Source organism: Butyricimonas sp. DFI.6.44, from assembly GCF_022132345.1.
In the GTDB taxonomy this organism is placed as follows: Bacteria; Bacteroidota; Bacteroidia; order Bacteroidales; family Marinifilaceae; genus Butyricimonas; species Butyricimonas muris.
In genome coordinates this window covers 38,612-51,501 of sequence record NZ_JAKNJD010000006.1, presented here as the reverse complement: position 1 = coordinate 51,501, position 12,890 = coordinate 38,612, and the positions used below count along the sequence as shown (strand labels likewise).

Sequence of the window (12,890 nt, the reverse complement as noted above, 5' to 3'; positions counted from 1 at the left end):
ATCGATTACATACTCTGGTCATCCGGCACAGGCAACATATACTCGGACTTGTTCAATTCCCGAATCTCGTCCTCTTTAAAATAAATCTTTGCCCCCAGGCGCTTATACAAATAAAATAGCTGACCTTCGGAAATCCACTCCCGCTGCGCATCACGAATCAAATCCCGTTGGAACCCTTCATAATTCTGAGCCACGGGCAAATCTTCCATCGTCTTCCACTCCATATTTCCACCCTCACCCGGCACTTCCGCGTAATCCGAACGATCCCGACGAATATCATTCAATATCTTGTAAGCCTCCTCCATACGTTGATTTCTGGCATAATATTCCGCCATGATATAACGCATCTCTGTTGCCCGAATTACCGGTAAAATCTGCACATTCTTTTGACGTGTCGTCGCATCATCACTACAATACCATTTTGCAGAAATCTTATAATCTCCCCAAATACTATGATCTTCCGGTTTATAAAGCAAACACTTAGAACGAATATCCATCTGTGCCTCATCCATATTCCCGTCCGGTCTTTGGAATATCTTTTGTTTTTCCAAATCAAGCATCAACCAATTCCCTTGATTCATCCCATTCGTTTTTTTCTGGAAAAAATTTGCCAGACCATAATCATTATATGCCTCTTCATTATAAATGGCAAAAATCAAACCGGATACATTCTTTAAATCATTCTTTTCCTCGTAATTACTCCCTCGAACCCCGTTAAAATCATCTCTGGAAAACATATCATAAGAATTACCCGAAGGTCCCGTTGCTTTAAATTTCATCACCGCCTCTGCCATATGGAAAGCCTCCTCCTGCATACCCGCGTACTGGTATGCCCTTGCCAACAAAGCCGTAATCGCGTAATAACTCAAACGATACCCTCGTCCCAAGTAAAAACCGTCTATAGTATTTTCCTTTTGGTATCCTTCCATTCCATATTCCAACTCTCCATAGAAACGAGTTTTTCCGGAAGCACTCATACTCATCCCCAAAGCCGTGGTATCAAACTCGATCGTCAACTCGCGAGCCTTATTCAAATCCCGGATCACCTTCTCCATAAAAGGCTTCACCCCAATTCCATTCGGCTGAATATTAGGATACTCCTCCACGTACGGCACCCGTTGTTCCCCATCATCATGAATCAAAGCAGGAGCAAAAAGGCGCAACAAATCGAAATGCATCAAAGCCCTACAAGCGTACGCTTCTCCCAAAATCATCTTACGCTCCGGCTCTCCCCCCGCGAACAAATCCGGGGACACATCCTCCAGATTCTGAATCAAATTATTCGCGTTAGCCACCACGTTGAATCCATCCTTCCAGATAGCGTTAATCGTGGGCCTCAAATCGGCATGATAATAATCAAAATTCCGAGCCAGTTTATACATATTGGTACCTTGTTCCCCGTATTTCCAATCCCACGTGTACTGCCGTGAAATACAATCGACAAGCCCGAATTGCAATTCCACCCCGTACAAATTCTTAGACGCCATAGCCTCGTAAATCCCTGCCAAAACGGAACGATAACCGTCGCCCGTGGCGAACAACTCTTCGCTAGTTGCCTGTCCTTCCGGCTGCAAATCCAACCAATCCTTACACGAACCAAACGAAAGCAAGGACAACAAAAACATCATTTGTAAATATATCTTCATATCCTAAATCATTAAATATTTTAAAAACCAAGTGTCAACGTAAAGCTGTAATTTTTAGCGTAAGGATAACTCGTTCCCCGTTCCTGCTTTATAGAAGACCAACGGCACACATCATTCATGTTGAACCGCAAACCCAACGAAGTCAAACGGTATTTGCGAATCAACTCTTGGCTAAAATCATATCCGCAAGAGATACCGCTAAATGCCAAGTAGTTATTATCCTGTACGAAACGAGAAGTCGGTTGTGTTTTTTGCTTCCTTGCCAAATCAAAGAAAGGTGCGATATCTCCCGGCTTAATCCAACGTTGTGTCAACACCCTCCTATCCACGTTACTCCCGTCGATATCAGCCTCTTCCACCTTATTCTTGAGCGTTTCATTATAATCTTGAGCACCCCATTGATACAAGAACGTCGTGTTCACGTAAAACCCTTTCCACGCGATATTGATACCAAAAGAACCCTGTGCATCCGGGCTCCTGTCACCCACTACAATCTCGTCGGCGGCATCCCACACGTAAGTACTCTGTCCGTTGCGTTTCCGGAACAACTCCTTACCATTAGACGGGTCAATTCCATAAGAAGGCACCGCATAAATAGCCGTCGTCGACGCCCCCACGTAATATTGAGTCAACGGGATATAAAGCAACTCGCCATACGCCTCTCTATCCTCGGCACTCATATTCTCCTCACTTTCTTGTTTTTTCCCATTATGGAAATCTTGGATATTTTGATTATATCTCTCTGCCTCCTGCCCCAACTTCGTAATCTTATTCGTGTTCGATGCCAACGTGGCATTCAGCGCCACCGTCCAATCTTTGCTTTGCAACACCGTGGCATTCAACTTCAACTCAAACCCCTTATTAAGGATAGAACCCGCATTCGTGTAAAAACTGGAGAACCCGGATGAAGAACGAATTGTCAACTGTTCCAATTGATTTTTCGTCTCTTTCCTATAATAGGTTCCCTCCAAAACATAACGGTCATTAAAAAATCCCAAATTGATACCGGCATCCACCGTGTGCGTTTTCTCCCAAGTCAACTTAGGATTTCCCAACGCTATCAACGTATTCGACGGTGTATTATAATACCACTTATCCGAAGTCTGATACGTGGAAATAGCGGCATACGCCGGGAAATTCACATTACCCGTCACTCCATACGTACCCCGTAACCGCAAAGTACTCACCAACCAATGATCCTTCAACCATGAATAATTATGCACATTCACCCCAGCACCGACAGACCAGAAAGGTGCGAAACGCTTATCTTTCCCGAATTTAGAAGAACCATCCATACGGAAAGAAGCATCAAACAAATAAACATTATTAAACGAGTAATTAACAGAAGCTAAAATTCCCAACAAACGACTTTTATCAGAAGAAACATCAGCCTTTCGAGTTTGTTCCGCAGCGTATGTCGGCGAATGCAAATTACTCAACTGGAATCCTTGATACTCCAATGTTGTCGTTTTATTATGCGACTCCTGAATATTCAAACCCGCCGTGGCATTTATAAAATGATCTCCTAGCGATTTATTGAAATAAAACATCGCATTCGTGTTCCATGTAAAAGATTTATCGGAAATCGTTGTCAAAGCACCTCTTTCTCTCGTGGAAGTCGAGCTATACGCAGGGTCTTTCGGATCCGAGAAACTCTCCGTCTCCGAATCGGTCTTGGTTACAGAAAGCTGTCCCTTAAACGAAAACCCCTCTGAAAAATAAATATTCACACTAAAATTATCGGTCAAATCATTCAATTTCATCTTTCCCGCGTAACTGCCCAACATTTTAGCCCGATAAAGCGGGTTGACAGTCTTCCCGTCTTTCAACGTTTCCAACAGCTCACCGTCATTCGAGTAAGGAGCCCAGTAAGGCTGCAACTTTGCATACAAATCAAAAGAACCGTATGGAGAATCCGAAGCCTTCGTCACATTAAAAGTAACAGAATTCATCACCTGTAACCACGATTTGTGCCGATAATCCAAATTCAAACCCACACCCATGTTATCCCGGTACGAATCGATCATAGCCCCGTTATGCGTCCCGTAATTCAAATCCAAACTGTAACGAATACTCTCCACACCACCGGAAACATTTAAACTATGCGAATGATTGAACACGTTATGCAACGGCTGAGCCAACCAGTCGGTTTCCACGCCCCTCCGTACCTCATTCACCAAATCATTATACGCGATATCTTTTATCAATTGTACACCGGGATCTCCATCCTCTGAAATATACTTTCCGGACAACCGTTCCACTTCCACCTTCTCCCAAGCATTACACAAATTATAATCGGACAAATCAGGAAACTCCGCCCCGGCATTAAAATTATACATTACCCGCAACTCTCCCGGCTTAGGCGCAACCGTCGTCACCACAACCACACCGTTAGCCGCACGAGAACCGTACATCGCCGTGGCGGCAGCATCTTTCAAAATCGTCATACTCTCGATACGGTTAATATCCATGTCATAAATCTTCTGCACGGACACCTCAAAACCATCCAAAATAAAAATCGGCAAATTCGGGTTATCCTTCAAACTCGTTCTCTGTGAACGTCTAGCCTTCTCCATCTCCAAGCCGCGATTCATACCGATACTCCCTTCCCCGCGAATCGTGAACTCGGGCAACGAGTTCGGGTCTGAACCGAAAAGCTTATTCTCCTTAATCCGAAAGGAAGGATCAAACGCCTGCAAAGCAGCAATCACGTTCTTGTTATTCGTCTTCAACAACTGGTCCTTATTCACCGTCGTAGCATTCCCGGTAAAACTCTCCTTACGCACGTTCATGTAACCGGTCACCACCACCTCGTCCATCTTCACCTTATCCTCCTTCATCACCACGTTGATCGTGTCCTTACCCACGTACTTCACCTCTTGGGTAACCATTCCCACGAACGTGTAAACCAACACCACTTCCTTCATCTCCGGCAATGCCAACGAATAGCGCCCCTCGGCATTCGTGGCAGTACCAAGCCCGGTTCCCTTGATCCGAACCGTCACCCCCGGTAAAGGTTGTTTTGCCTCGTCCGTCACCCGTCCTGCAATACGGATTTCCTTTTTCTTCTCGTCCTCCTTCATGGGTTTCAGCACGATCACCGCCTCCTCGATCACGTAAGTCAACCCCGTGCCCTTCAAACACGCTTTCAATATCTCCTCGATACCGGAAGCTTTGACATTCACGCTAACCTTCCCGACCTTATCCAAGTCCTCCTGGTTATACATGAAAACAAAAGTAGTCTGGCGCTCTATCGCCCATAGCACATCTTTCAAATAAGAATCCTTCATCGAAAGAGTAATCTGTTGCCCCGTTTGGGAATACACCGACGCATTCGTGCTCAATAATCCCAAAAGAACAAATAATAGTGTAAACTTCGTCATAAGCCATAGCTTTTTAAATTTCCCGAGGTTTTCTCTGAGAAAAATTGCTTTTTTTTCCATAAATTTGTTCACTAATTGCATTAATAATTATCTCTGTCTCAACGGTGATAATTTCGGCAGGAAATGTTACCGGCATTTCCTGCCATTTTTATCTGCCGCGTTTAACCTTTAATATGTTTCCATTTCTCTCTATTTCTACCTTACCGTTCAACTCGAAAATTCGCAACAAAGGCTCTATCGTCTCGTGGCGGCTCATGTTAAAACCGAACCGGAAATCTTTCACCTCGTCACCGTCATACTCGACCGTCACGTCATACCAGCGTTCGACATCCCGCATGATATCCTCCAAACGCACGTCCCGAAAGCGAAATTTCCCGTCTTTCCACGCCGTGTCATAACTCACGTCCACCTTTTCCACCGTCACTTTACCCGTCACCTTATCCAGCACGAAACGTTCATCCACCCGCAACCTTCTCGCCTCGGTAATACCCTTGCCGGAAACCTCGACAGCCCCCTGCACCAGCGTCGTGCTCGTCATGTTATCATTCCGGTAAGCGGCTACATTAAACTGCGTTCCCAACACGGTTACATCATAACACGCCGTCCTCACGACAAATGGCTTCCCCTCGTTCCGTGCCACCTCAAAATAAGCCTCCCCTTCCAGTTCCACGTCACGGGTATCCCCGGTAAAACGGACGGGATAACGAATCCGAGTCATCGAATTCAAGTACACCTGCGTTCCGTCACTCAACACCAGTTGATATTCCCCGCCTTTCGGTACCGTTACCACGTTATACATCAAACTATCCGTCGGAACCTTCCCTGCCGTGTCTTGATAAGAAAGCATATTTCCGCAATTCTGTATAACCATTCCATCGTTTACCCGGATGGCACCGGAAGTTGCTGCCAAATCGACAACGTCCCCGGTGGACAAAATCAATGAAGCTTTCGCCCCTCCCGGTTCAATCGTGTGGCTCGCCATTACCGGTAACACGGACTTATCTTCCGTCTGTCCTTTCCACAGATACAGCGCCACGCACAAGGGTACCAGTAACACGGCTACGTAACGCGCAAAGCGTATCCATCCGCGGGAAATCCTTCTCTCCCGACTCCCTTTTTCCTTGTATCCCTTCCAGCCGCTCTCCTTGTCAAACGAATCGAACTGCTGCTTTTTCCACCTCCGGTTCTCCTCGTTCAACAACCGCCCGTATAAGCGTTCGTGTTTAGCCGAACTCTCCCGCCATGCCGCCAGCTTCCGTTCCTCCTCCCCCGACAATTCCCCCGTCAACGAGGCCGCGATCCACTGAGCGATAACAAAAGGATCATACTCCACTTTATTTTTCTCTTGCTTCATCATTAATAAATTTTTCCTCTATAAAACCGTCTGTCATTACAATCGTTTTAATATATAACACGAAAATCAATTTTTATGGGGAACGGAAAATTCATTTTATTCCATTTATTTTTTCAAGTAGAACAAAGCACACAGATTTACAAATACTTACACTCCTGAAAAATCAATGAAGAAACATAAATACCAAGTAATAATAATCTTTCAGCATCACACGCAGTTTCTTGTAAGCAATTTTTTTCAACGTGTGCACGGAACTCTCGGCAACACCTAAACGTTCGGCGATCTCTGAATTTTTCAAACCGTCCAAGGACAACTGTATGACTTGACGTGTTTGCGGGGGCAACGCGTTCACTGCCTCGTAGAAAATCCTGTACGCTTCTTCCTCGATCAATGTTTCCGTGTAAAATTCCTCCGACATCACGACAGACAAATCTTCCCGTTTCAATTTATTATCCCGTATCGAATTCAGACAGTGATTGCGCACGATCGTGTAAAGAAAAGACTTTATATTAAAGGTATCATTAAAATCCGCACGACGCTTCCAAAACTTCACGAAACTCTCCTGCACGATATCAGCGGCCAAAGTGTCATCCTTCAAGTAAGTCGTGGCGAACACGCACAAAGCCTGATAGTACTCGTCGAACAACTCCTTGAAAGCCTGTTCGTCACCCTGCCTGATTTTTTCAATAGATAATCCCATTCTAGCCTGTTTACGGAATGAACCAAACACAAAATTATAAAAAATCGGGAAATTATTCCGTTTTACAAAAAAAATCAAGAACAAAATCAATATTCCAACATTAGAGGTTGTTTTAAAACAAAACAGGCTATCTAAAATTTCAATCACACGAGGCTGTTTTCAATTTTCAGCATGATTCAATCAATTCCTCTAAAAATCAAACTGATAACATATAATAATTCAACTACACTTCCGTATGAATTCCGGTTCATTTCCGTATAAAACGCTATTAGTTCCCTATTAAAACGCTATTAAAACCCTATACTATAATAGCGTTTTAATAGCTTACTAAAAGGTTTTAAATAACTTTTCAAGTACTACTACACCGGAATTCATACGGAAATAATACTTGATTCATATATGTTATGAGTAGAAACAAGATGTATGTAAAACCCGTGAAGAATACCTACAACCGGAAACCTTTGCATTCCCCCGAATTATTCCCTATATTTGTCCCGCAAGATAAAGAAAACATGTACATAGATACTCATTCGCACATTTACGCGGAAGAATTTGACAATGACCGGGATGAAACCGTGCGACGGGCTTTTGAAGCTGACGTCCGGTATATCATTTTACCAGATATAGATCGATCTACACGACAATCCATGTTGGCACTTGCCGGGCAATACCCGGATAACCTGTTCCCGTTGCTGGGAGTCCACCCTACCTCGGTCAACGCCTCGTACCGGGAAGAGATGAAAGCCTTCGAGAAACTTCTCGGGCAAACGACGATATACGGCATCGGGGAGTGCGGGATTGACCTCTACTGGGACAAAACTTATTACAAGGAGCAAATCGTCGTTTTTGAACGGCAACTGCATATCGCCCATGAAATGGATCTTCCCGTGGTGATTCATTCAAGGGAATCCTTGCCGGAAATTTTCGCCGTGTTGAAAAAGCAACATTATAATATGAAAGGGATACTCCATTGTTTCCCCGGCAACGAGGAAGACGCCCGACGGGCAATAGATCTCGGGTTCCGGTTAGGTATCGGCGGGGTCGTCACCTTCAAGAAATCTTCTATGGCCGAAGTCGTCGGCAAAATAGAAACGGAACACCTTGTTCTCGAAACGGACGCACCCTACCTCGCGCCTGTCCCTTTCCGGGGAAAACGGAATGAAAGTAGTTATATTCCGTATATAGCCACTAAAATTGCTGAAATTAGAGGTATTGACACGAAAAAATTACAGGAAATAACAACGAATAATGCGATGAATTTATTTAATTTGCATAGCAAAAGCGTGGATAATAAATTTTGATTTATGACAAAACCCGTGTTGATTATATATACTGGCGGAACCATCGGGATGGTGAACGATCCCGAAACAGGGGCGTTATGCCCGTTCAATTTCGACCAGATTGCCTGTGAAGTTCCCGAAATCAAAGAATTCGGCTTCACGATCGATAGTTATACATTACCGGAAATCATCGACTCCTCGGATCTGCAACCAAAGCTGTGGAAAGATCTGTGCGAGATCATTCTGAAGAATTACGACGATTACCGGGGATTCGTGATCCTGCACGGAACGGACACGATGGCATACTCGGCAGCGGCATTGAGTTTCATGCTGAACAACCTGACGAAACCGGTCGTGTTTACCGGATCGCAATTGCCGATCGGGAAAATTCGCACGGACGGGAAAGAAAATCTGATCGCCGCCATCGAGATCGCGGCGGCTTATGACCAAGAAAAAGCTATCGTACCGGAAGTGAGTATCCTGTTCGGGGCTAAATTATTCAGGGGAAACCGGACGACCAAGATAAACGCCGAGAGCTTCGACGCATTCCAGTCATTCAATTATCCCCCTTTAGCGAGCATAGGTATTCATATCCATTACGATTACAGCGCGATCGATTACACGCCGAGGGTGGAACCGGTGGAGGCATTCTGTGACGTGGACACGAATATCGCCATATTGAAAATATTCCCGGGTATGCGTCCGGAGGTGATCGACGCCGTAACGGGTATCCCGGGATTAAAAGGAATCATACTCGAAACTTACGGTTCCGGGAATGCCCCGACAAATAAAGTTTTTCTTAACAAAGTAAAGGATGCCCTGTCGAAAGGTATCTTTATATATAATGTTACCCAATGCCAAGGCGGAAGCGTGGAAATGGGTAAGTATGAAACAAGTAGAGAGCTACTTAATGCCGGAGTTATCAGCGGACATGACATCACGACGGAAGCGGCAGCGTGTAAAATGATGTACGTGCTGGGCAAATATAAAGACCCTAACGAAGTGAAAAAATATTTAAATAACGCCTTGAAGGGAGAAATATCACCCAAATATATTGGCTTTTAACGTTTTTTTTATACCTTGGTGCCCGATTTGGACTCAAGGTGGTGCAAATTGAAAAATATAACAGCTTAAAACAAAATATAGAGTTAAAATTTAATTATTAATAAACTAAAAATCAGTTAAATTGATCATGAGAAAATTATTTGCACTAATAGCAGTTTTAGGAATGCTTACTATTGGAGCATCATCTATGCTAATGGCTCAAGAGGATGAAATGACTCAAACAGAGACCACAGAAACTTATCAAGACGAAGAAACTACAACAGACCCGACCGTTCTGGAAGATGAAGACGCCATCGAAAGTTCTTCTTTCCACGCCGTTGTAAAACAAAAATTCATCGAGGGTGGTGCCATGTTCATGAGCTTCGTTATCTTGGCTTTGATCTTTGGTTTGGCTATCGCTATCGAGAGAGTTATCTACTTGAACTTGGCAGCTACTAATAGCAAGAAATTAATCGCGAGTGTAGAAGACGCTTTGGAAAACGGTGGTGTTGAAGCAGCGAAAGAAGTATGCCGCACGACCAGAGGTCCTATCGCAAGTATTTTCTATCAAGGACTATCCCGTTATGACCAAGGAATCGAAATGGTAGAGAAATCTGTTGTTTCTTACGGTTCCGTTCAAATGGGACTTTTGGAAAAAGGAATGTCTTGGATCGCTTTGTTTATCGCTTTGGCCCCGATGTTGGGATTCTTGGGAACAGTTATCGGTATGATCGACGCCTTCGATAAGATTCAGGCAGCAGGTGATATCCAACCGTCATTGGTTGCGGGAGGTATCAAGGTTGCATTGATCACGACCGTTGCCGGTTTGATCGTTGCCATGATTCTTCAGGTATTCTACAACTACTGTGTTGCAAAAGTTGAAAGTATCGTAAACGATATGGAAGATGCATCCGTAACCTTGTTAGATATCCTTGTAAAGTACAATCAAAAACACTAAACCATGCTTAAAGTAACCAAGTTATTAAATATCCTAACCATTGCAATGTTTGCCATTACAGTGGTGTTAGTTGGGTTATTTTTCTTCGGGGGAGAGCTTCCGAACGCCCAATATAGCACGCCTGTATACACAGACCAATTAATATGGTGGGCATATATATTGTTCGGGTTGACAGCCCTTGCTGCTTTAGTATTCCCGATTGGTCGCCTGTTGACCAACCCGAAACAGGCAGTTAAAACGCTGATCGCGCTCGTCGGAGTATGTTTACTCGTTTTAATCGCTTATTCCATGTCAGACGGAACGATCATGAATCTTCCGGGATACGATGGACCGGACAACGTGGAAGGCACTTTGAAATTTGCCGACACGATGCTATTTACCATGTATTTCTTGGGAATAGGAGCCGTATTAGCAATTATTGTAACTGAAATTATCAGACGATTTAGATAATTATTATGGCAAGAAAAAAGACACCGGAAATTAATGCCACTTCAACGGCGGACATCGCATTCTTGTTGTTGATCTTCTTCTTGGTATCAACAACAATGGACGTCGATTCCGGTTTGTTCAGACGGTTACCGCCCATGCCACCCGAGGATAAAGTACAGATTCCTCCCGTTGCCAAACGTAACGTTTTACAGGTGATGGTAAACAAGGATGACATGTTGGCTGTAAATTCCGAGATGATGGACGTTTCCCAGTTGAAGGCAAAAACGATAGAGTTTATCCTGAACAAGGATAATAAACCAGACCTACCGAGCAAGAAACTCAAGGAGATTCCTTTCTTCGGGCAAGTCGAGATCTCGAATGGTATTGTTTCCCTGCAAAGTGACCGCGGTACATCTTACAAAATGTATATCGCCGTTCAGGATGAATTGACGGCTGCCTACGATGAAGTAAGAGATATGAAGGCCATGGAAAAGTGGGGAAAGAAGTATAGTGAACTCACGGAAGAGCAGATGGATGCGGTAAGAAAATACATCCCGACGGCTATTTCCGAGGCTGAACCTAAAAATGTTGGACAGAAAGGAGGAGGTAAATAATGGCTAAATTCAGAAAAGAAGGCTCGAAAGATGTACCGGCAATTTCAACGGCATCTTTACCTGACATCGTTTTCATGTTGTTATTCTTCTTCATGGTAAGTACAACGATGCGCGAGGTTACTCTTATGGTCAACAACGGTATGCCCGAGGCAAGACAAGTTTCGAAACTGGAAAAGAAATCCTTGGTTAGTAACATCTATATCGGGAAACCGAAAGATCAGTTTGTCGGGGTATACGGTAGTGAACCGCGTATCCAGTTAAATGACAAACTTGCCGGATTACATGAAATCAGTGCCTTCGTGATCGCCGAGCAGGAAACTCGTAAGGAGGAAGAGCGCAACATGATTACCAACAACTTGAAAGTTGATCAATTTACAAAGATGGGTATTGTTACCGACGTGAAGCAAGAACTACGTAAAGCGAATTCACTTCGTATCAGCTACGCGACACGGAAGAAAGTATAATAATTTTATCAATTATAATTTAAAAAAAGGGGGCAAACGCTCCCTTTTTTTAAAAAATTGATTAGCTTTGCACTCGGATAAAACAATGGTCCCCTAGTTCAATGGATAGAATGAAGGATTCCGGTTCCTTTGATATGGGTTCGAGTCCCGTGGGGATCACATAAAAAATGTGTGTCAGAACTGACACACATTTTTTATTCACCGGATTATCTTAATCTCCCGCAACCATTTCAATATATCCTCTTTCGCTTTCTTCACTTGGCTGCCTCGTACCGGGAAGCCGTCCAGTACCTTTGATTTCGGGCAAAGTTTCTTGATATCGTCACCCGTATGTCCCATGCGGCTACCCTCGTGTGTCATAAACGGGATGATTGTTTTCCCCGATAAATCATACCCGGACAAGAATGTTGACACGGGAGGGGCAATCGTCGCCCACCAGCAAGGCGAGCCCACGAATATGGTATCGTACTGCTCGATATTTTCGATCTTTCCCTTTATTGCAGGTTTATGTCCTTCCGCGATCTCTTTCTTTGCCTGATCGACTACCGCCTGATAGTTGGTCGGATAGGCTTTCTCCGGCACGATTTCAAAAACATCGGCTCCCGTGGCTTCTTTTATCTGGTTCGCCACTTCTTTGGTATTCCCGCTATGGGAAAAATACACGACCAGTACTTTTTTCTTTTCCGCTGAAGGCTGTGCTTCCAATCCGACGCCGGTGAATACCGCCGCTAACATGAATAAATAACATTTCTTGCTCATACTATTCTATTTTTGTGATTATTATATTGTATCTCGTTTATTCGACAATACAAAAATAAGGGGAAACGATAAACCGTTCGTTATACGAATTACGGATATATATACCCGTATTACTGATCAGGGCAAACGCATCAAAAGTTTATAAAGTCCATAAAGTTCATAAGGTTTATGGACTCTGGCGGGCGCTTTGTCCACGGCAGCATGGCTGCCGGTAAACCTTGTCCGAAGAACGCACAGTACTTTATGAACTTTATAAACT

Annotated in this window: 11 protein-coding genes and 1 tRNA gene; 7 read left to right on the top strand and 5 right to left on the bottom strand. The window is 44.0% G+C overall.

The features are described from left to right. Positions 1-5: 5 nt before the first annotated feature. From L0M98_RS09535 to L0M98_RS09520, 4 genes are all read right to left on the bottom strand, one after another. Positions 6-1,646 (bottom strand): RagB/SusD family nutrient uptake outer membrane protein, encoded by a 1,641-nt coding sequence (locus L0M98_RS09535; protein ID WP_227215793.1) that lies wholly within the window; start codon positions 1,644-1,646, stop codon positions 6-8. A gap of 20 nt (positions 1,647-1,666) precedes the next feature. After that, positions 1,667-5,029 carry a SusC/RagA family TonB-linked outer membrane protein gene (locus tag L0M98_RS09530; RefSeq protein WP_227215794.1) on the bottom strand — a complete coding sequence of 1,121 codons (3,363 nt, stop codon included), beginning with the start codon at positions 5,027-5,029 and terminating at the stop codon, positions 1,667-1,669. 148 nt (positions 5,030-5,177) lie between these two features. After that, the gene (locus L0M98_RS09525) at positions 5,178-6,386 is read right to left on the bottom strand and encodes a FecR family protein (RefSeq protein ID WP_227215795.1); all 1,209 of its coding nucleotides are present in this window, start codon (positions 6,384-6,386) and stop codon (positions 5,178-5,180) included. Positions 6,387-6,546: 160 nt separating this feature from the next. After that, on the bottom strand, positions 6,547-7,083 hold the full coding sequence (locus L0M98_RS09520) for an RNA polymerase sigma factor (RefSeq protein ID WP_227215796.1): 537 nt from the start codon (positions 7,081-7,083) through the stop codon (positions 6,547-6,549). Between the two features lie 404 nt (positions 7,084-7,487). Between L0M98_RS09520 and L0M98_RS09515 the strand changes: the two genes are divergently transcribed. From L0M98_RS09515 to L0M98_RS09485, 7 genes are all read left to right on the top strand, one after another. Continuing rightward, positions 7,488-8,384, top strand: coding sequence for a TatD family hydrolase (locus L0M98_RS09515; protein ID WP_227215797.1), 897 nt, complete (start codon positions 7,488-7,490; stop codon positions 8,382-8,384). Positions 8,385-8,387: 3 nt separating this feature from the next. Further along, a complete protein-coding gene (locus tag L0M98_RS09510; protein WP_227215798.1) occupies positions 8,388-9,428 on the top strand; it encodes an asparaginase in 1,041 nt (346 codons plus the stop codon). Between the two features lie 127 nt (positions 9,429-9,555). Further along, positions 9,556-10,365, top strand: a complete 810-nt coding sequence (locus L0M98_RS09505) for a MotA/TolQ/ExbB proton channel family protein (protein ID WP_099291038.1) — start codon at positions 9,556-9,558, stop codon at positions 10,363-10,365. A gap of 3 nt (positions 10,366-10,368) precedes the next feature. Continuing rightward, positions 10,369-10,815, top strand: a complete 447-nt coding sequence (locus L0M98_RS09500) for a hypothetical protein (protein WP_099291039.1) — start codon at positions 10,369-10,371, stop codon at positions 10,813-10,815. Positions 10,816-10,820: 5 nt separating this feature from the next. Further along, positions 10,821-11,408 carry an ExbD/TolR family protein gene (locus tag L0M98_RS09495; RefSeq protein WP_186974638.1) on the top strand — a complete coding sequence of 196 codons (588 nt, stop codon included), beginning with the start codon at positions 10,821-10,823 and terminating at the stop codon, positions 11,406-11,408. Further along, complete coding sequence (locus tag L0M98_RS09490) at positions 11,408-11,872, top strand: ExbD/TolR family protein (protein ID WP_227215799.1); 465 nt, start codon at positions 11,408-11,410, stop codon at positions 11,870-11,872. The genes L0M98_RS09495 and L0M98_RS09490 overlap by 1 nt, the downstream gene beginning before the upstream one ends. 87 nt (positions 11,873-11,959) lie before the next feature. Next, positions 11,960-12,031: transfer RNA gene (locus L0M98_RS09485), tRNA-Arg, on the top strand. Between the two features lie 39 nt (positions 12,032-12,070). Here the strand turns inward: L0M98_RS09485 and L0M98_RS09480 are convergent. After that, positions 12,071-12,631, bottom strand: coding sequence for a flavodoxin (locus tag L0M98_RS09480; RefSeq protein ID WP_227215800.1), 561 nt, complete (start codon positions 12,629-12,631; stop codon positions 12,071-12,073). Positions 12,632-12,890 lie beyond the last annotated feature (259 nt).